This window comes from Streptococcus pseudopneumoniae (genome assembly GCF_001074975.1).
Lineage (GTDB): Bacteria > Bacillota > Bacilli > Lactobacillales > Streptococcaceae > Streptococcus > Streptococcus pseudopneumoniae_D.
In genome coordinates this window covers 22,075-43,603 of sequence record NZ_JUUO01000034.1, presented here as the reverse complement: position 1 = coordinate 43,603, position 21,529 = coordinate 22,075, and the positions used below count along the sequence as shown (strand labels likewise).

Sequence of the window (21,529 nt, the reverse complement as noted above, 5' to 3'; positions counted from 1 at the left end):
ATGTTTATTTCCATCAGTGCTGGAATCGTGACATTTTTACTAACTTTGGTAGGAATTCCAGCCTTTATCCAATTTTATAGAAAGGCGCAAATTACAGGCCAGCAGATGCATGAGGATGTCAAACAGCATCAGGCAAAAGCTGGGACTCCTACAATGGGAGGTTTGGTTTTCTTAATTACTTCTGTTTTGGTTGCTTTCTTTTTTGCCCTATTTAGTAGCCAATTCAGCAATAATGTAGGTATGATTTTATTTATCTTGGTTCTTTATGGTTTAATCGGATTTTTAGATGACTTCCTCAAGGTCTTCCGTAAAATCAATGAGGGGCTGAATCCCAAGCAGAAATTGGCTCTTCAGCTTCTAGGTGGAGTTATCTTCTATCTTTTCTATGAGCGTGGGGGCGATATCCTGTCTGTATTTGGTTATCCAGTTCATTTGGGATTTTTCTATATTTTCTTCGCTCTTTTCTGGCTAGTCGGTTTTTCAAATGCAGTCAACTTGACAGACGGTATTGACGGTCTAGCTAGTATTTCCGTTGTGATTAGCTTGTCTGCCTATGGAGTTATTGCCTATGTGCAAGGTCAGATGGATATTCTTCTAGTGATTCTTGCCATGATTGGTGGTTTGCTCGGTTTCTTCGTCTTTAACCATAAGCCTGCCAAGGTCTTTATGGGAGATGTGGGAAGTTTGGCCCTAGGTGGAATGTTGGCAGCTATCTCTATGGCCCTCCACCAAGAATGGACTCTCTTGATTATCGGAATTGTGTATGTCTTTGAAACAACTTCGGTCATGATGCAAGTCAGTTATTTCAAAATGACTGGTGGCAAACGTATTTTCCGTATGACGCCTGTACATCACCATTTTGAGCTTGGAGGATTTTCTGGTAAAGGAAATCCTTGGAGCGAGTGGAAGGTTGACTTCTTCTTTTGGGGAGTTGGGCTTCTAGCAAGTCTCCTGACCCTAGCAATTTTGTATTTGAGATAAGAATGGCACCCTGATGTTTCAGGGTGTTTTTGCTGTTTAAAAAATATTGGTCAGTCAAAGTCAAATCTCTTGACCTTTTCTGACTAATGTAGTATATTATGAACGTAAGGTAAATAAAAGCCTTACTAGAACATTTATGCTCAATGAAAATCAAGAGCAAACTAGGAAGCTAGCTTTAGGCTGCTCAAAACACTGTTTTGAGGTTGTAGATAAGATGAAGCTGATGTGGTTTGAAGAGATTTTCGAAGAATGTAAAAAATATTAGTCAGTTAAAGTCAAAACTCTTGACCTTTTCTGACTAATGTAGTATATTATGAACGTAAGGTAAATGAAAGCCTTACTAGAACGCTTATTTAAAGTGAAATAGAAAGAGGTTGGTCTATGTTTAATCTAGAAATTTTCAGAAGTAAAGATAGTCTACTCCTGCTTGAAAAAGAAAAACCAGAAATCATACGTAGAGTAGCGATTTAGCCAGTCTAAATTTTTTAAAACAAAGGTCAAAGATAGTCAATATCAATAATAATAACTAAGTAAATAAATAGAGGTAAAGAATATGAACAACAACTTTAATAATTTTAACAACATGGATGATTTATTTAACCAATTGATGGGTGGTATGCGAGGATACAGTTCTGAAAATCGCCGTTACTTGATTAATGGACGCGAAGTGACACCAGAGGAATTTGCTCACTATCGTGCAACTGGTCAATTACCAGGCAGTGCAGAAGCTGATGGACAAATGCCACAACAGGCTTCAGGTATGAAACAAGATGGTGTCCTTGCTAAACTAGGTCGAAACTTGACAGCAGAAGCGCGTGAGGGCAAGTTGGATCCTGTTATCGGACGAAACAAGGAAATTCAAGAAACATCTGAAATTCTTTCACGCCGTACTAAGAATAATCCTGTTTTGGTCGGAGACGCAGGTGTTGGTAAGACAGCAGTTGTCGAAGGTCTAGCACAAGCTATTGTGAATGGCGATGTCCCAGCTGCCATCAAGAATAAGGAAATTATTTCCATTGATATTTCAGGTCTTGAGGCTGGTACTCAATACCGTGGTAGCTTTGAAGAAAATGTTCAGAACCTAGTAAATGAAGTAAAAGAAGCAGGGAATATTATCCTCTTCTTTGATGAAATTCACCAAATTCTCGGTGCTGGTAGCACTGGTGGAGACAGTGGATCTAAAGGGCTTGCAGATATTCTCAAGCCAGCTCTATCTCGTGGAGAATTGACCGTGATTGGGGCAACGACTCAAGACGAATACCGTAACACTATTTTGAAGAATGCAGCTCTTGCTCGTCGTTTCAACGAAGTCAAGGTCAATGCTCCTTCAGCAGAGGATACCTTTAAAATCCTTCAAGGAATTCGTGATCTCTATCAACAACACCACAATGTCATCTTGCCAGATGAAGTCTTGAAAGCAGCAGTGGATTATTCTGTTCAATATATTCCACAACGTAGCTTGCCAGATAAGGCTATCGACCTTGTCGATGTGACAGCTGCTCACTTGGCAGCCCAACATCCAGTTACAGATGTTCATGCTGTTGAACGCGAAATTAAAGCTGAAAAAGAAAAACAGGAAAAGGCAGTTGAGGCTCAAGATTATGAAACAGCACTTAATGCTAAAACACGTATTGCAGAATTGGAGAAACAAGTTGAAAATCATACAGAAGACCATAAAGTCACCGCGACAATCAACGACGTGGCTGAATCTGTAGAACGGATGACTGGTATTCCTGTTTCACAAATGGGGGCAACTGATATTGAACGCTTGAAAGATATGGGTCACCGTCTGCAAACCAAGGTTATCGGTCAAGACAAGGCTGTAGAAGCAGTAGCACGTGCTATCCGTCGTAATCGTGCAGGTTTTGATGAAGGTAACCGCCCAATCGGTAGCTTCCTCTTTGTAGGGCCTACTGGTGTTGGTAAAACAGAGTTAGCTAAACAATTGGCTCTTGATATGTTCGGTACTAAAGATGCCATTATTCGTTTGGATATGTCAGAATATAGTGATCGTACAGCTGTTTCTAAATTAATTGGTACAACTGCAGGTTATGTAGGTTACGATGACAACAACAATACCTTGACTGAACGTGTACGTCGCAATCCTTACTCAATCGTACTTCTTGATGAAATTGAAAAGGCAGATTCTCAAGTCATCACGCTTCTCCTTCAAGTCTTAGATGATGGTCGTTTGACAGATGGTCAAGGTAATACCGTAAACTTCAAGAATACAGTGATTATCGCAACTTCAAACGCTGGTTTTGGCTACGAAGCCAACTTGACAGAAGATGCGGAAAAACCAGAACTCATGGATCGTTTGAAACCTTACTTCCGTCCAGAATTCTTGAATCGCTTTAACGCTGTGATTGAGTTCTCACACTTGAGCAAAGAAGATCTTTCTAAGATTGTTGATTTGATGTTAGTGGATGTCAATAAGACGCTTGCTAAGAAAGATATCGACTTGGCAGTGAGCGATGCGGCCAAAGAATACATGACCGAAGAAGGTTACGATGAAGTCATGGGTGTTCGTCCACTCCGTCGTGTGGTTGAACAACAAATCCGTGATAAGGTGACAGATTTCCATTTGGACCATCTTGATGCTAAACACCTAGAAGCTGATATGGAAGATAGTGTTTTGGTCATTCGTGAAAAAGCCTAAGACAGAATTTTGAGAATAAAAAAGAAGGAGCCAGCTAAAAAAACTGGTTCCTTTTTTGTGTTTAAATCACATGACGTTCAAATGCATCATCTGAAATTCCTTGTTCCAAGATGAGTTTTGCCCATTCTTTAGCAGAAAAGAGGCTGTGGTCCTTATAGTTACCGCAAGATTCGATAGTTGTTCCAGGGACGTCTTCCCAAGTAGTAGTTTCAGCGATTTCCTTGAGCGAATCCTTGATAACGGCCGCGATTTCAGCACTGGTGTGGCGCCCCCACATAATCATGTGGAATCCTGTACGACATCCAAATGGTGAGCAATCAATCATTCCATCAATGCGAGTACGAATCAGCTTAGCCAAGAGGTGCTCGATTGTGTGAAGGCCTGCAGTAGGGATTGAGTCTTCGTTTGGTTGAACCAAGCGAATATCAAAGTTAGAAATGATATCTCCCTTAGGACCTGTTTCTTCCCCAATTAAACGGACATACGGTGCTTTGACAATGGTGTGGTCAAGTTCAAAACTTTCAACAATAACTTCTTTTGACATGGTAAATCCTTTCAGTTTTCTTCTTTCATTATACCATAAAGGCTGCTATTGAAACAGAGAGAAAACCTCTCCGAGGATGGAGAGGTTCGAATCGTTACTTACGATACAAGCGGTCGTATTGATAGTAAGGGTCAAAGGTTACGTTGATACCCAATTTACGAAGGACATTCTTGTCTTCATCTGTCAAGATGATGGTTGAGTGGGCTTCGCTTCCTTTGAGGTTGCCAAGCTCTTCCATAGCGCGAGCAGCATCAGGATTTTCTGTAGCTGTGATAGCTAGTGCAATCAGGATTTCATTTGAATGAAGGCGTGGATTGCGGCTACCGAGATGATCGATTTTAAGACCTTGGATTGGCTTAACAACTTCAGGTTCGATTAGTTTTACTTCTTTAGCAATATCAGCTGATTTCTTGATAGCGTTGATAAGAGCAGCGGCTGTTGGACCAAAGAGTTCTGAGTTCTTACCAGTAACGATTTCACCAGACGGTAATTCAAGAGCGAGAGCAGGTCCGCCTGTTTCTTCTGCTTTTTGACGTGCGGCAACAGCAACCTTTCTATCAGCGGGTGTGATACCTAGGTCATTCATGAGAAGCTCAATTTTCTTAACGGCAGTTTCACCGACTTTTTCAGCCTTGAAATCAAGAACAGTTTGATAGTAGCGACGGATAATTTCCTGTTTAGATGCTTCAATGGCAGCGTCGTTATCAGTGATTGCAAAGCCAACCATGTTGACACCCATGTCAGTTGGAGATGCATAAGGAGATTTACCTAGGATACGTTCCAGCATACGTTTCAGAACAGGGAAAATCTCGATATCACGGTTGTAGTTGACTGTGGTTTCTCCATAGGTTTGGAGATGGAAGGGGTCAATCATGTTGACATCATCAAGGTCAGCTGTGGCAGCCTCGTAGGCCAAGTTGACAGGATGATGAAGGGGTAGATTCCAAACTGGGAAAGTTTCAAATTTAGCGTAACCAGACTTGATACCGTTGATTTGGTCGTGGTACATATTGGACATACAGGTTGCCAATTTTCCAGAACCAGGTCCAGGAGCAGTTACGACAATCAAGTTGCGACTAGTTTTGATGTAGTCATTTTTCCCCATACCTTCTGGAGAAATGATGTGGTCCATATCTGTCGGATACCCTTTGATTGGATAATGAAGATAAGAATCAATTCCGTTTTTCTCTAACTGGTTGCGGAAGGCATCTGCAGCTGGTTGACCAGCATACTGTGTGATGACAACAGAGCCAACAAAAATTCCCAATTCATTGAATTTGTCAATCAAACGAAGAACTTCTTGGTCATAAGAAATGCCCAAGTCACCACGTGCTTTGGAATGCTCGATATTGCTAGCATTAATAGCAATCACAACCTCAACCTGCTCTTTCAATTCTTGTAAGAGCTTGATTTTATTGTCAGGCTCATAACCAGGAAGGACACGAGCAGCGTGGAAATCTTCTAACATTTTGCCACCAAACTCTAAGTAGAGCTTGCCGTCAAATTGGTTAATGCGCTCCAAAATGTGGTCGCGCTGTAGATTCAAATATTGTTCAGAACTAAAAGCTTGTTTTTTCATTTTTTTACCTCTGACCTCTATTATAATAAAAAATTGGAAGTTAGGAAACTATGGAGTTAAAAAAGGAATCAAAAAGATTAGGCAAACGCTTGCATAAAATTTTAAAAAGCGCTATCATAGACTACAGATTATTAAAATAATGAGGTAAGAAGATGCAAGAAAAATGGTGGCACAATGCCGTAGTCTATCAAGTTTATCCTAAGAGCTTTATGGATAGCAACGGAGATGGAATTGGGGATTTGCCAGGAATTACCAGTAAGTTAGACTATCTAGCCAAGTTAGGAATTACAGCGATTTGGCTTTCTCCAGTTTATGACAGCCCTATGGATGATAATGGCTATGATATTGCTGATTATCAAGCGATTGCAGCTATTTTCGGGACTATGGAGGATATGGACCAACTGATCGCGGAAGCTAAGAAGCGTGATATTCGTATCATCATGGACTTAGTGGTCAATCATACCTCAGATGAGCATGCTTGGTTTGTCGAGGCCTGTGAAAATCCTGATAGCCCTGAGCGAGACTACTATATCTGGCGCGATGAGCCCAACGATTTGGAGTCTATCTTTAGTGGGTCTGCTTGGGAGTACGATGAAAAGTCAGGTCAGTACTATCTCCACTTTTTCAGCAAGAAACAGCCCGATCTCAACTGGGAGAATGAAAAACTTCGCCAGAAAATTTATGAGATGATGAACTTCTGGATTGATAAAGGCATTGGTGGTTTCCGTATGGATGTCATTGACATGATTGGGAAAATTCCTGACGAGAAAGTAGTCAATAATGGTCCTATGCTCCACCCTTATCTCAAGGAGATGAATCAGGCGACCTTTGGAGATAAGAATCTCTTGACAGTAGGGGAAACATGGGGAGCAACGCCAGAAATTGCTAAGCTCTACTCGGATCCAAAAGGGCAAGAGTTGTCTATGGTCTTCCAGTTCGAACACATCGGTCTTCAGTATCAGGAAGGGCAACCTAAATGGCACTATCAAAAAGAGCTGAATATCCCTAAGTTAAAAGAAATCTTCAACAAATGGCAGACAGAGTTAGGAGTTGAGGGCGGTTGGAATTCCCTTTTCTGGAACAATCATGACCTCCCTCGTATTGTCTCAATCTGGGGAAATGACCAAGAATACCGTGAAAAATCTGCCAAAGCCTTTGCCATCTTGCTTCATCTCATGAGAGGGACTCCTTATATCTACCAAGGTGAGGAAATTGGGATGACAAATTATCCGTTTGAAACACTGAATCAAGTAGAAGATATTGAATCTCTTAACTATGCGCGTGAGGCTCTTGAAAAAGGCGTTCCGATGGAAGAAATCATGGACAGTATCCGTGTCATTGGTCGTGACAATGCCCGTACCCCTATGCAATGGGATGAGAGCAAAAACGCTGGTTTCTCAACTGCTCAACCTTGGTTGGCAGTGAATCCAAACTATCAAGCAATCAACGTTCAAGAAGCGCTGGCAAATCCTGATTCTATTTTCTATACCTATCAGAAGCTAGTTCAAATCCGTAAGGAGAATAGCTGGCTGATTCGAGCTGATTTTAAATTGCTTGATACGGCTGAAAAGGTATTTGCCTATATCCGTAAAGATGGGGACTATCGTTTTCTAGTTGTGGCTAACTTGTCCAATGAAAAACAAGACTTAACAGTAGAAGGAAAAGTTAAATCTGTCTTGATTGAAAACACCCTAGCTCAAGAAGTTTTTGAAAAACAAAGCTTGGCTCCATGGGATGCTTTCTGTGTGGAATTGACTGACTAAAAAGTGGGAACCTCAAGCTTATAGAGTTCGAGGTTTTTTGCTAAAAGTTTTTTAGAAAACTCTTTTAAAAATATTTGTTAGAATTTTCTAACAAATCACTCAAAGGCTCTTGCATTTATAGAAAAATAGGTTATAATGGTGAAAAACCTATCTTAAAGGAGATTGCCTATGAAATCGAAAAAGTGGCTCTTAGGAGCGGGAGTGACCTTGAGTGCAGCCCTTCTTTTGGCAGCTTGCGGTAAAAGTGATAAGAAAGCAGATGCCCCGAGGAGCTTTTCTTATGTTTATGCAGTGGATCCGTCTTCCTTGGATTATAGCGTTACGAGTAAAAGTTCTACCTCTGACGTGATTGGTAATGTTGTTGATGGTCTTTTAGAGAATGATAAGTATGGGAATCTTGTTCCGTCTTTAGCAGAGGATTGGACTGTTTCAGCCGATGGTTTGACTTACACTTACCAACTTCGTAAGGGTGTGAAATGGTATACTTCTGAAGGAGAGGAGTATGCAGAAGTTAAGGCACAGGATTTTGTCACCGGTCTGAAACATGCAGCAGATGGTAAGTCAGATGGTCTTTCTTTGATTGAAAAATCAATCAAAGGTTTGGAAGCTTATGTTAGTGGTGAGACCAATGATTTTTCAACTGTAGGTGTTAAAGCTCTTGATGATTATACGGTAGAATATACCCTTAATAAACCAGAAAGTTTTTGGAACTCTAAAGTAACGACAGCAACCATGCTTCCTGTAAATGAAGAATTTTTGAATGCAACAGGCAAGGATTACGGAGCGCCAACCCCATCAAGTATTCTTTACAATGGTCCATATTTTTTGAAATCTTTGATTTCTAAATCTGTGATTGAATATGAAAAAAATCCTAACTATTGGGATAAGGAAAATGTCAAGATTGATAATGTAAAATTAACATTCTATGACGGATCAGATCAAGAATCCCTTATCCGTAGTTTCGCTACAGGAGCATATAATACAGCGAGACTTTTTCCAAATAGTTCAAGTTTTGCTTCTACCAAAGAGAAATATGGAGATCAGATTATTTATAGCCCTCAGGAAGCAACTAGTTATTACTTTACTTTTAACGTAAATCGTCAATCATATAATAAAACAGCCAAGACAGATGAAGGACAAAAGCTTTCTACAAAAGAAGCCATGCTGAATAAAAGTTTCCGTCAAGCAATTAATTTTGCCTTCAATCGCCACGCCTATACAGCTCAATTAAACGGTGAAGAAGGTGCGGATAAGATTATTCGTAATAGTCTTGTACCAGATAATTACGTTCAAGTAGCAGGGAAGACCTTCGGGCAGTTGGCTCAGGATGAACTACTGAAATATGGAGAACAGTGGAAAGATGTGACTCTCACAGATGGTAAGGATACAATTTACAATCCTACAAAGGCTAAATCTGCATTTGAAAAAGCGAAGTCAGAATTACAAGCTAAGGGAGTAAGTTTCCCGATTCATTTGGATGTGCCAGTAGAACAGACAGATGTAGTTGCGGTTCAACAAACCAATTCGCTAAAACAATCAATTGAAGAAACGCTTGGAACGGAGAATGTCATTGTAGATGTTCTTCAAATGACAGACAATGAGAAGGAAAGTATTACTTCTCAAGCAAAAGTGCCAACGCAAAAAGACTATGATTTAAACGGAACAGGTTGGGGACCAGATTACCAAGATCCAGCAACCTATCTCAATATTTTAGATGCTAAGAAGGGTTCTGCCTTGAAACATCTAGGTATAACAAAGGGCAAGGATCCAGAAGTTATGGCGAAAATTGGCTTAGATGAATACAAGAAGCTTTTGGATGAAGCTTCCTCTGAGACCACTAATCTTGACAAACGTTATGAGAAATATGCTAAGGCTCAAGCTTGGGTAACAGATAGTTCTCTCCTTATTCCAGTGGCGTCTTCAGGAGGTTCTCCTATGGTAAGTCGTACTGTGCCATTTACTAAAGCTTATTCACAAGTTGGTATCAAAGGGGATCCATTTATTTTTAAAGGAATGGAACTTCAAAATGATATTGTTACAACTAAAGAGTATGAGGCAGCCCTCAAAAAGTGGCAAAAGGAAAAACTAGAATCTAATGCTCAGTATCAAAAGGATTTAGAAAAACACGTAAAATGAGTCTAGGCTTGTTTTTACAAATAATTTTTAATCAATAAATCGTATAAAAACAAGGGGATACTGTATGAAAGGCAGAAAACCTTTGTTTTTTTAATGTCTAGAGTTTATAAACTTCCATTCTAGAAATTCAATTAACTTTACAAATTTCCATTATTTTGGTAAAATAAATCTATGTTATAAAAACTAACATAAAGGAGAAAGAAGATGAATACAAAAAAGCGTGTCCTTAGTGCATGCCTGACTTTTGCGGCTGCTTTGCTTTTAGCTGCTTGCGGTCAATCAGGTTCAGATACAAAAACTTACTCATCAACCTTTAGTGGAAATCCAACTACATTTAACTATTTATTAGACTACTACGCTGATAATACATCGATTATCACCAACCTAGTTGATGGTTTGCTTGAAAATGATAATCATGGGAACCTAGTTCCGTCTTTGGCAGAAGACTGGTCTGTTTCAAGCGACGGTCTGACTTATACCTATAAACTGAGAAAAGATGCCAAATGGTTCACAGCTGACGGTGAAGAGTACGCCCCAGTTAAGGCACAAGATTTTGTGACAGGTATCAAGTACGCAGTGGATAATAAATCACAGGCTATTGACTTGATTCAAAACTCGATCAAGGGATTGAATGATTATATTACAGGAGTGGATTCTGACTTTTCTAAGGTTGGAGTGAAAGCCATTGACGACCAGACGGTTGAGTATACTTTGGCGCGCCCAGAGCCTTACTGGAATTCAAAAACAACGAATAGTATTCTTTTCCCAGTAAACGAAGAGTTTCTAAATTCAAAAGGGAAAGATTTTGGTACTTTATCTCCAGATAGTATTCTTTACAGCGGACCTTATTTGTTAAAAGACTTCACATCAAAATCATCGATCGAGTATGTGAAAAATCCGCATTACTATGATCATGACAAAGTATCGATTGAGCGCGTGAAATTGGCTTATTTTGACGGCTCAGACCAAGAATTGACCATCCGTAACTTTGAAAGCGGAGCTTATTCAATCGCAGGTGTTTATCCAAATAGTTCAAACTTTGCTAAGACAAAGGAAAAATATAAGAATAATATCATTTACAGTTTGCAGGACAAGACTTCTTGGTATTTTAATTTTAACGTCAACCGTAAGGCTTACAATCACACTGCTAAAACGACAGATGAGCAGAAGAAGTCAACTGAGACAGCTGTCTTGAACAAAAACTTCCGTCAAGCAGTGAACTTCGCCTTGGACCGCACAGCCTACTCTGCCCAGTCAAATGGGGAAGAAGCGGCTAGCAAGACCCTTCGTAACACCCTAGTGCCTCCTACATTTGTCCAAGTTGGAGACAAGACCTTCGGAGAAGTAGTCGCTTCTAAATTGGTCAACTACGGAACAGAATGGTCAGGTATTAACTTGGCAGATGCTCAGGATGCCTATTTCAATAAAGAAAAAGCCCAAGCAAAATTTGCGGAAGCTAAAAAAGAATTGGCAGGTCAAGGTGTGACCTTCCCTATTCATTTGGATGCGGCAGTTGATCAGACGAATAAAAATGCTGTGACAGGTATGAACTCTGTTAAACAGACTCTTGAATCAGTTTTGGGTGCTGATAATATTGTCATTGATGTTCAGCAACTGTCAACAGATGATTTTAATAACGTAGCCTTCTTGGCACCAACACCAGCTGATCGTGACTATGATTTGAGCTTTGATGGTTGGGTAGGTGACTATCAGGATCCATCAACTTATCTCAATCCTTTCAATGCAGAGGATGGATTCTACCTCAAGATTTTTGGTCTAGATGCCAAGGAAGATAAAGCAAAAATTGCTAGCCTAGGTTTGGATACTTACACTAAAATGCTTAAGGAAGCGGATAGTGAAAACAAAGATGTAGCGAAGCGTTATGAAAAGTATGCTGAAGCTCAAGCTTGGATGATCGATAACTCTCTCCTTATGTCAGCTATGTCAAATGGTGGTACAGCTTCTGTAACTAAAGTGACACCATTTACAAGAGGCTATTCATTGGTTGGTATCAAGGGTGATGGAAATAACTACAAGTACATGAAACTGCAAAAAGATACAGTTACGACTAAACAGTATGAAGAAGCCAAGACCAAATGGGAGCAAGAAAGCAAAAAAGCAATTGAAAAAGCTCAAAAAGAAGCAGAAAAGCATGTTAAATAATGAGGAGCAGTTCTATTGGATGGTTTTTATAAAGCCGTCTTAATAGGGCTGTTTTTTGCTGTATGGGCTAGTAGTTGTCTAGTTATGTTGAATTGTAATACTCTTCGAAAATCAATTCAAACCCACGTCAGCTCTATCTGCAACCTCAAAACAGTGTTTTGAGATTGTCCACAGTAACATATAACTATGATACGGAGGTATTGTTATACTTTGAAGAGATTTTTGAATAGTATCAGTGCTGATGAGGTTTAAATAATCTATATCAAAGGATGTTTATAAACTCGGTAAATGTGGAATTTATCGTAAAAAAGTGATATAATGGGACTATTAAATGTATAGGTGATAATCATGAGTAGACGTTTTAAAAAATCATGCTCGCAGAAAACAAAACAGAATCTTAACATAATCTTGTTGCTTGTTTATTCATTGTTGAGTGTGTTTTTATTGTTCTTAATCTTTAAGTACAATATACTTGCTTTCAGGCACGTTAATATAGTGGTCGCAGTTTTTGCTTTGATGGTGGCTGTGATTGCCACAATATTAATAATTTATAAAAAAGCCGAAAAGTTCACGATTTTCTTTTTGATGCTTGCTGTGTTAGTGAGTTCCGTTTCATTATTTACTCTGCAACAATTTGTAGGATTTACCAGTCATATTAATGCGACTTCAAATTATTCAGAGTATTCCCTCAGTGTTGTAGTTTTAAAGGATAGCGATATCAATAATGTTGCCCAATTATCTAGTATTATGGGGCCAACAGGTACGGATAATGAGAATATTCAAAAGTTAATCGCTGATATTAAGTCGAGTCAAAATAAGGATTTGACGGTTGATAAAAGTACTTCTTATTTGTCAACTTATAAAAGTTTGATTTCTGGAGAAGCTAAAGCTATTGTCTTAAATAGTGTGTTTGAGAATATTATTGAGGCAGAGTATCCAGATTATGCTTCTACAATCAAGAAAATTTACACTAAAAAAATGACTAAAGAGGTTGAGACTCCCAAAAATGTCAAGGGAGACAGTTTCAACGTTTATATCAGTGGAATTGATACTTACGGTCCTATCAGTTCGGTTTCTCGTTCGGATGTCAATATCATTATGACAGTTAATCGCGAAACTAAAAAGATTCTCTTGACAACGACACCTCGTGATTCCTATGTTCCAATTGCAGATGGAGGCAACAACCAAAAAGATAAGTTGACCCATGCAGGGATTTATGGTGTAGATGCTTCGATTCATACACTGGAAAATCTTTACGGTATTGACTTGAACTATTATGCTCGTTTGAATTTCACTTCTTTCTTGAAATTGATTGATCTCCTTGGTGGAGTTGATGTCCATAATGATCAGGATTTCACTTCCCTACATGGGAAGTTCCATTTCCCAGTAGGCAATGTTCATTTAGATTCTGAACAAGCTCTTGGATTTGTACGTGAACGCTATTCCTTGGCAGATGGAGACCGGGATCGTGGGCGTAACCAGCAAAAGGTCATTGTAGCTATTCTACAAAAGCTAACTTCGACAGAAGCTTTAAAAAATTATGACAGTATTATAAAGGGGCTACAAGATTCCGTGCAAACCAATATGCCACTTGAAACCATGATGAACTTGGTTAATGCCCAACTTGAGAGTGGTGGAACTTATAAGATTAATTCGCAAGATCTTAAAGGAACCGGGCGTATGGATTTACCATCTTATGCCATGCCTGAGAGTAATCTCTACATGATGGAGATAAGTGACAGCAGTTTAGAGTCGGTCAAGGCTGCAATCAATGATGTGATGGAAGGAAAATAAAATGATTGATATTCATTCGCATATCGTTTTTGATGTAGATGATGGGCCAAAGTCAATAGAAGAAAGTAAAGCACTGTTAAAGGAAGCTTATAATCAAGGAGTTCGAACCATTGTTTCAACTTCGCATCGTCGAAAAGGGATGTTTGAAACTCCAGAAGAAAAAATTGCAACAAATTTTATTAAGGTTCGCGAAATTGCAAAAGAAATAGCAGATGATTTAGTCATTGCTTATGGAGCAGAGATATACTATACTCTGGATGTTCTAGAAAAGCTAGAAAAAAAAGCAATTCCTACCCTTAATGATAGTCGTTATGCTTTGATTGAGTTTAGCATGCATACTCCCTATCGTGAGATTCATACGGGATTGAGCAATATTTTGATGTTGGGAATCACGCCAGTAATTGCTCATATTGAACGTTATGATGCTTTAGAGAATAATGAAAAACGTGTTCGTGAACTGATTGATATGGGGTGCTATACTCAGATAAATAGTTATCATGTTTTAAAACCTAAGTTCTTTGGTGAAAAATATAAATTCATGAAAAAGAGAGCTCGGTATTTTTTGGAACGTGATTTAGTTCATGTAATTGCAAGTGACATGCACAATTTAGACAGCAGACCTCCATATATGGAACAGGCATACGATATCATTGCTAAGAAATATGGAGCGAAAAAAGCGAAAGAACTTTTTGTAGAAAATCCCAGAAAAATTATAATGGATCAATTAATTTAGGAGGAAGTATGAAAGAAAAAGATATTATTGAAGTGAACGTTGTTCAGTTGCTAAAGGCATTATGGGTAAAGAAATTAGTAATCATTCTTGCAGCAATTGTGATTGGAGGAGCTTCATTTGCATACAGTAGTTTTATTATAAAACCAATGTATAGAAGTACGACGCGAATTTATGTGGTCAATCGAAACCAAAGTGACAAACCAGGCTTGACAAATCAGGATTTACAAGCTGGTACATATTTGGTTAAGGACTATCGTGAAATCATTCTCTCTCAAGATGTTCTAGAGAAGGTAGTCACTGATCTTGGCTTGACTATCGATGCAAAAGCGTTAGCTAAAAAGGTTCAGGTAACAGTTCCTGCAGATACGCGTATCGTATCTATTTCAGTCAGTGATTATAAACCTGATGAGGCTAGTCGTATTGCAAATGCTTTACGAGAAGTTGCAGCCCAAAAAATTATTACAGTTACCAGAGTTTCAGATGTAACAACTCTTGAAGAGGCACGTCCAGCAATTGCTCCATCATCACCGAATATTCGTCGTAATACTGTGATTGGAGTAGGTCTTGGAGCAGGTCTAGTGATTGTAGTAGTGCTATTGATTGAACTATTTGATGACCGAGTAAAGCGTCCAGAAGATATAGAAGATGTTATGGAGATTTCACTCCTTGGAGTCATTCCAAATCTGGATAAAGTAAAGTAAGGGAGAAGAGATGGCAAAGTTAGAATTATCACAACAGAAACTTAACTCTGTAAAAAAAGCAGAAGAGTATTATAATGCTTTACGAACAAATGTACAATTGAGTGGTAATAACTTGAAAGTTATTGCGGTCACCTCAGTTGATCCTAGTGAAGGAAAATCTACAACTTCTACTAATATTGCTTGGGCTTTTGCACGTGCAGGATATAAGACTCTTTTGATTGATGCAGATATCCGGAACTCAGTTATGTCTGGAGTCTTTAAGTCAAGAGAAAGAATTACAGGCCTGACAGACTATCTAGCTGGAACTCAGGATTTGTCACAGGGGCTTTGTGAGACAAATGTTGATAATTTGTTTGTCATCGAGTCAGGAGTGGCTTCCCCTAATCCAACAGCTCTTATTCAAAGTGACAACTTTGGAATTATGATTGAAACATTACGCAAATATTTTGACTATATTATCGTTGATACGGCACCAATTGGAGTTGTAATCGATGCAGCTATTATTGTGCAAAAATGCGATGCATCCATTTTAGTTGTAGAAGCAGGAGTTGCAAAACGAAGAGAAGTACAAAAAGCGAAAAACCAGTTAGAACAAACAGGGAAACCATTTTTAGGGGTCGTGCTCAATAAATTTGATATTCAACGTGAAAGATATGGTTCTTACGGGGCCTATGGTTCCTATGGAAAAAAATAAAATGAAGTTAGGGAGACCAGTATGGAAGGAAGGAGTTTCTACAATATAACTCTGGCCGTCTTGCAGAGTATACTTGTTAGTTTATTAGCTTATATACTGATTGCAATTTCAGAAACTGATATTGTTTTAAATACAGTATTCGTCCTATTTTTTCTTCACTTTGTAGCCTTCTATATCAGTGGTTACGGTAAGGATTTTTTCAAACGAGGTCAGTATGTTGAATTAGTAGAAACGATTAAATATATTATCTTTTACGCCTTGCTGATTAGTTTTTCAAGTTTCTTCTTAAAGGAAAATTTTGTGATTTCTAGACGAGGGATGATTTACTTACTTTCCTTGTATGGAGTTTTAAATTATCTACTCAGTTTTGTTGTCAAACGTTACTGGGTACACTTTAACCACAACTTAAAAGGTAGTAGCAAGATTCTATTGATTACGGCGACATCCCGTACTGAAAAAGTGCTGGATCGTTTATTGACCGCAAATGATGTCCAAGGGAAGCTGGTTGCTGTTAGTGTTTTAGATAAGCCAGAATTTACTCATGAAAAGGTCCTTGTTGTACCAAAAGAAGAGTTGATTTCCTACGCTACGCATGAAGTAGTTGATGAAGTCTTTGTCAATCTTCCTAGTGAGGACTATGATATTGGATCTATTATTTCTCAGTTTGAAACAATGGGTATTGATGTAACAGTTAACCTTAATGTTTTCGATAAAAACCTAGGTCGCAATAAACAGATTCACGAAATGGCAGGCTTGAATGTAGTGACCTTCTCTACGAATTTCTACAAGCCGAGTCATGTCATCACTAAGCGTATCATTGATATTTGTGGAGCCATTGTTGGTCTAATCATTTGTGGTATTGTTAGTATAGTTTTAGTTCCTATGATTCGTAAAGATGGGGGGCCTGCAATCTTTTCTCAGACTCGTATTGGGAAAAACGGTCGTCACTTCACCTTCTATAAATTCCGCTCAATGCGTATTGATGCAGAAGCCATCAAGGAACAGTTGATGGAGAAGAATACGATGCAAGGTGGAATGTTTAAGATGGATAACGATCCTCGGATTACTAAGATTGGGCACCTTATCCGAAAGACAAGTTTGGATGAATTGCCACAATTTTGGAACGTGTTTATCGGAGATATGAGTCTAGTCGGCACTCGTCCACCAACGGTAGATGAATATGAAAAGTATACACCTGAGCAAAAACGTCGTCTAAGCTTCAAACCTGGTATTACAGGTTTGTGGCAAATTAGTGGTCGCAGTAAAATTACCAATTTCGATGATGTCGTAAAACTAGATGTAGCCTATATTGATGATTGGACAATCTGGAAAGATATTGAAATTTTGCTTAAAACTGTTAAAGTTGTGTTGATGAGAGATGGAGCAAAGTGAGTTTGTTTGTGATCTCTGTCTATAAATTAGGAGTAACATGAAAAAAACTGTCTATATTGTAGGGTCGAAAGGGATTCCTGCTAAGTATGGGGGATTTGAAACCTTTGTTGAAAAATTAACAGCCTTTCAACAAGACAAGGACATCCAATATTATGTAGCTTGTATGCGTGAAAACTCTGCAAAGTCAGGGATTACTGAGGATGCCTTTGAGCATAACGGTGCTATCTGTTATAACGTCGATGTACCTAATATTGGTCCAGCGCGAGCCATAGCCTATGACATTGCTGCAATTAACAGAGCTATTGAAATTGCCAAAGAAAATAAGGATGAAGATCCAATCTTCTATATTTTAGCTTGTCGAATTGGTCCGTTCATCCATAGAATTAAGAAAAAAATCCAGGCGATAGGCGGAACTCTTCTGGTTAATCCGGATGGTCATGAGTGGTTGCGAGCTAAGTGGAGTGCTCCAGTTCGTCGCTACTGGAAAATTTCTGAAGGTCTAATGGTCAAACACGCAGATTTATTAGTGTGTGATAGTAAGAATATTGAAAAGTATATCCAAGAAGATTATAAGCAGTATCAACCTAAAACAACCTATATCGCTTATGGTACAGATACAACACGCTCTACATTAAAGAGTAGTGACGAAAAAGTACGTTCTTGGTTCAAAGAGAAGAATGTTTCTGAAAATGAGTATTATCTGGTTGTCGGGCGATTTGTACCAGAAAACAACTATGAATCTATGATTCGTGGCTTTTTGGCGTCTAACTCTAAGAAGGACTTTGTCTTAATTACAAATGTAGAACAGAATAAGTTTTATAATCAGTTGTTGGCAAAAACTGGTTTTGATAAAGATCCACGAGTAAAATTTGTAGGTACAGTCTATGACCAAGAGCTTCTTAAGTATATTCGAGAAAATGCCTTTGCCTACTTCCACGGGCATGAAGTTGGTGGAACCAATCCTTCGCTTTTAGAAGCTCTGGCATCAACTAAACTGAATTTGTTGCTAGATGTTGGCTTTAACCGAGAAGTTGGTGAGGATAGTGCCATTTATTGGAAAAAAGATGAGTTGGCAGGTGTGATTGAAGAAGTGGAAAAACTTGACCAGTCAGCCCTTGCTGATTTGGATAAACAATCTAGCCAAAGAATTGCGGATGCTTTCACTTGGGAAAAGATTGTTACAGACTACGAAAAATTATTTAAAGGTTAGAAATGCAGAAAATTTTATATCTCCACGCTGGTGCCGAAATGTATGGCGCTGACAAGGTTTTGTTGGAGCTTATTAAAGGTTTGAATAAAGACGAATTTGAAGCACATGTTATTTTACCCAATGATGGTATTTTAGTAGGTGCATTGGAAAAGGTTGGTGCTAAAGTTAAAGTTATTGATTATCCAATCTTGCGCCGTAAATATTTTAATCCTAAGGGAATTCTTGAGTATTTTGGTTCATATAATCGTTATTCAAAGCAAATTGCTAAATATGCTAAGGAAAATGGAATTACTCTCATTCACAACAATACTACTGCAGTACTTGAGGGAATTTATCTCAAACGTAAGTTGAAACTTCCTTTGATTTGGCATGTTCATGAAATTATTGTCAAACTAAAAGCAATTTCAGATTTTATCAACTTTTTAATGGGGCGCTATGCAGATACGATTGTGACGGTTTCAAATGCCGTCGCTAATCATGTCAAGCAGTCTCGTTATGTCAAAGATGACCAAGTTAAAGTCATTTATAATGGTGTTGACAATGCTGTCTACCATGGGATGGATGCCAACGCCGTCCGTGATCAGTTTGGTATCGCACAAGATGCGCTTGTCATCGGTATGATCGGTCGAGTTAATGCCTGGAAAGGTCAAGGTGACTTTTTAGAATCGGTGACTCCAATCTTGAAGGCTAATCCAAAAGCAGTTGCCTTTTTGGCAGGTAGTGCATTTGAGGGTGAAGAGTGGCGCGTGAATGAATTGGAAAAAGCCATTTCAGAGTCACCAGTAGCTGGACAAATTAAGAGAATTGACTATTATAGCCAGACGACAGAGATCTATAATATGTTTGATATCTTTGTCTTGCCAAGTACCAATCCAGATCCATTACCAACCGTAGTCTTAGAAGCTATGGCCTGTGGCAAACCTGTAGTGGCATATCGTCATGGAGGTGTCTGTGAGATGGTAAAGGAAGGAAAAAACGGAATTCTTGCTATACCGAATCAGCCTGCAGAACTATCAAAAGTCATTCAAGAATTGGTGGAGGATCCAGAGAAAAGAAACCAATTTGGCCAAGCATCAGTAGAAAGACAAAGAGAATTGTTTTCTTTAGATAGTTACATTAAGAACTTCTCGGAGTTGTATAAAAAATATAAGTAAATAATATTAAGGAAGTAATATGAATTTTCCAATAGATTTTGTAGTTACTTGGGTTGATGGAAGTGATCCGATTTGGCGAGAAAAGAAGGCTAAATATTCCGAGACTGTGGATACTTCTAAAAAAAGTATGAATTCAGTCAAGGCCTACCGTGAGTGGGGAACTTTTAAGTACTGGTTTAGAGGGGTAGAAAAATTTGCACCTTGGGTAAATAAAGTTTACCTTGTAACAGACAATCAAAGACCAGATTGGTTGAATATTAGTAATGAAAAATTGGTAATAGTAGATCATAAAGATATTATTTGTCAGGATTATTTACCAGTTTTTTCTGCTAACCCAATTGAAAGTAACATTCATAGGATAACAGGTTTGTCAGAGCATTTTGTTTTTTTTAATGATGATATGTATCTAACTGCCCCCGTATCACCTGATGATTTCTTCTCAGAGGAAGGATTGCCTAGATATAATACTGCTCTATCTCCGATTATTCCTGAGAGATATGGAACAGGGAATTTTCAGATAAATGATATGGAAATTATTACTAGCCACTTTACTCGAAATGAAATTTTAAAAAATGGATATTTTTTTGATCCTAAGCAAGGTTTGAAAAATATTGTTAAGTCTTTACTATATAAAAATAGTAAATTTATCTGTGGTTTTTGGGAAAGTCACTTACCTTATCCTCTATTAAAATCAACTATGGAATTAGTGTGGGAGAAGGAAAAAGATATCTTAGAAAAAACTTCAGCTAGCCGATTCAGAAATCCCTCTGATACTAATGTCTGGCTCTTTAAGTATTGGCAAATTGCTAGTGGGCAATACGCAGTTGGAAATCCTAAGTTGGGAGGTCTTTTTTCTTTAGACAATGCAAACCCAGATTTTTGGAATTTATTGAATTCTGGTAAATATCAAATTATGTGTATCAATGATGGATTTAATATTCAAGACGAAGAAAAAGTGATAGTGGACTTTGTAAAGGAGATGGATCAACTGTTTCCTGAGAAAAGTTCATTTGAATTATAGATTGATAAGGAGTTAAGTATGAAATCAGTTTGTGCCCTTGTAGTAACCTACAATCGCTCAAAATATCTTCAAAAGGCTTTAGAAGGTATAATAAATCAACAAAAAGAAGTTTCAGGAGTATTAATCTTCAACAATAATTCTATGGATAATACTGAGGAAATGCTTATTGATTTAGGGTACATAGATGCGAAATGTGATGAAATAGCAAAAAATCATCTTTATGAAACAGAGAGGGACGGAAGATGTTTTTACTATTATCATAATCAGGAAAATCTCGGAGGTGCTGGGGGATTTGCAAATGGTATTAAATTAATATCTAAACTGGATTATGATTACGTATGGATTATGGACGATGATGTATATCCTGAGCCGGATTGTTTAGAAAAGATTTTGGAACAAATGGCTTTACAAAGTGTTCAAGTAGGTATACCGAATCGTACCGATGAAAATTTTGACGATAGAGCAATTACTAACTTCGATTTCGATGATTATCATAAGTTTTGGACAGAAATGAGGAAGACAGTAACTTATGGTCCGTTTAATGATGATGCTATAAAAGTTGTTGATATGCCATTCGAAGGTCCAGTTGTTGAAATGTCGTTACTTCGTAAAGTTGGTATACCTGATAGTGGTTTTTTTATTGAATATGATGATTCAGATTTTGCACAACGTCTACAAAAATATTCAGAAATTATGTTTGTTACAAAGGCACAGTTACATAGACAACTTGCTGTAAAGGTTGATCCTTCTATTGTAAAAAAGGAAGAGCCATATAATTGGCGGAATTACTATAAAATTAGAAATAACATCATTTTTGATAAGCGTTATGGAAAAAATTGGAAAGTCCGTCAATTAAGCCCACTGATACTAATTGCTCATCATCTTGTGCTTGCTATTCGCCATCGACATTTAAAACAGAACTTCCCAATTATTTGGAAAGGTTTTTGGGATGGAGTGTTTCAACGTATGGGGAAAAGAGTAGAACCTAATTATTAATAAGGAGCG

The 21,529-nt window shown here is 38.2% G+C and carries 16 protein-coding genes; 14 read left to right on the top strand and 2 right to left on the bottom strand.

Going from position 1 to position 21,529, the window contains the following annotated elements; genetic code table 11:
• Both mraY and ADI86_RS01810 read left to right on the top strand, forming a co-directional pair.
• The gene (gene mraY, locus ADI86_RS01820) at nt 1-981 is read left to right on the top strand and encodes a phospho-N-acetylmuramoyl-pentapeptide-transferase (protein WP_049531535.1); all 981 of its coding nucleotides are present in this window, start codon (nt 1-3) and stop codon (nt 979-981) included.
• Nucleotides 982-1,534: 553 nt separating this feature from the next.
• On the top strand, nt 1,535-3,640 hold the full coding sequence (locus tag ADI86_RS01810) for an ATP-dependent Clp protease ATP-binding subunit (RefSeq protein WP_049531534.1): 2,106 nt from the start codon (nt 1,535-1,537) through the stop codon (nt 3,638-3,640).
• A 61-nt stretch (nt 3,641-3,701) separates the two neighbouring features.
• On the opposite strand, the gene ADI86_RS01805 is transcribed toward ADI86_RS01810, so the two are convergent.
• Nucleotides 3,702-4,184, bottom strand: a complete 483-nt coding sequence (locus tag ADI86_RS01805; RefSeq protein WP_000032544.1) for an S-ribosylhomocysteine lyase — start codon at nt 4,182-4,184, stop codon at nt 3,702-3,704.
• A 94-nt stretch (nt 4,185-4,278) separates the two neighbouring features.
• Nucleotides 4,279-5,763 (bottom strand): DUF1846 domain-containing protein, encoded by a 1,485-nt coding sequence (locus tag ADI86_RS01800; RefSeq protein WP_049531533.1) that lies wholly within the window; start codon nt 5,761-5,763, stop codon nt 4,279-4,281.
• Between the two features lie 152 nt (nt 5,764-5,915).
• On the opposite strand from ADI86_RS01800, the gene ADI86_RS01795 reads away from it, so the two are divergent.
• From ADI86_RS01795 to ADI86_RS01740, 12 genes are all read left to right on the top strand, one after another.
• Nucleotides 5,916-7,526: a glycoside hydrolase family 13 protein gene (locus ADI86_RS01795; protein ID WP_049531532.1), complete on the top strand. Its 1,611-nt coding sequence runs from the start codon at nt 5,916-5,918 to the stop codon at nt 7,524-7,526.
• A gap of 168 nt (nt 7,527-7,694) precedes the next feature.
• The gene (locus ADI86_RS01790) at nt 7,695-9,662 is read left to right on the top strand and encodes a peptide ABC transporter substrate-binding protein (RefSeq protein ID WP_049531531.1); all 1,968 of its coding nucleotides are present in this window, start codon (nt 7,695-7,697) and stop codon (nt 9,660-9,662) included.
• Nucleotides 9,663-9,866: 204 nt separating this feature from the next.
• Nucleotides 9,867-11,825, top strand: a complete 1,959-nt coding sequence (locus tag ADI86_RS01785; protein ID WP_049531530.1) for a peptide ABC transporter substrate-binding protein — start codon at nt 9,867-9,869, stop codon at nt 11,823-11,825.
• Between the two features lie 348 nt (nt 11,826-12,173).
• On the top strand, nt 12,174-13,619 hold the full coding sequence (locus tag ADI86_RS01780) for an LCP family protein (protein WP_049531529.1): 1,446 nt from the start codon (nt 12,174-12,176) through the stop codon (nt 13,617-13,619).
• 1 nt (nt 13,620) lies between these two features.
• Nucleotides 13,621-14,352 (top strand): capsular polysaccharide biosynthesis protein Cps4B, encoded by a 732-nt coding sequence (cps4B, locus tag ADI86_RS01775; RefSeq protein WP_049531528.1) that lies wholly within the window; start codon nt 13,621-13,623, stop codon nt 14,350-14,352.
• 8 nt (nt 14,353-14,360) lie between these two features.
• Nucleotides 14,361-15,053, top strand: coding sequence for a Wzz/FepE/Etk N-terminal domain-containing protein (locus ADI86_RS01770; RefSeq protein ID WP_049531527.1), 693 nt, complete (start codon nt 14,361-14,363; stop codon nt 15,051-15,053).
• A 10-nt stretch (nt 15,054-15,063) separates the two neighbouring features.
• A complete protein-coding gene (locus tag ADI86_RS01765; RefSeq protein WP_049531526.1) occupies nt 15,064-15,747 on the top strand; it encodes a tyrosine-protein kinase in 684 nt (227 codons plus the stop codon).
• 21 nt (nt 15,748-15,768) lie between these two features.
• On the top strand, nt 15,769-17,139 hold the full coding sequence (locus ADI86_RS01760) for a sugar transferase (protein WP_049531525.1): 1,371 nt from the start codon (nt 15,769-15,771) through the stop codon (nt 17,137-17,139).
• Between the two features lie 37 nt (nt 17,140-17,176).
• Nucleotides 17,177-18,349 (top strand): beta 1-4 rhamnosyltransferase Cps2T, encoded by a 1,173-nt coding sequence (gene cps2T, locus ADI86_RS01755; RefSeq protein ID WP_049531524.1) that lies wholly within the window; start codon nt 17,177-17,179, stop codon nt 18,347-18,349.
• Between the two features lie 2 nt (nt 18,350-18,351).
• On the top strand, nt 18,352-19,503 hold the full coding sequence (locus tag ADI86_RS01750) for a glycosyltransferase family 4 protein (RefSeq protein WP_049531523.1): 1,152 nt from the start codon (nt 18,352-18,354) through the stop codon (nt 19,501-19,503).
• Nucleotides 19,504-19,522: 19 nt separating this feature from the next.
• The gene (locus tag ADI86_RS01745) at nt 19,523-20,524 is read left to right on the top strand and encodes a Stealth CR1 domain-containing protein (RefSeq protein WP_049531522.1); all 1,002 of its coding nucleotides are present in this window, start codon (nt 19,523-19,525) and stop codon (nt 20,522-20,524) included.
• 18 nt (nt 20,525-20,542) lie between these two features.
• Complete coding sequence (locus ADI86_RS01740; protein WP_049531521.1) at nt 20,543-21,520, top strand: glycosyltransferase family 2 protein; 978 nt, start codon at nt 20,543-20,545, stop codon at nt 21,518-21,520.
• The last annotated feature ends 9 nt before the right edge of the window (nt 21,521-21,529 follow it).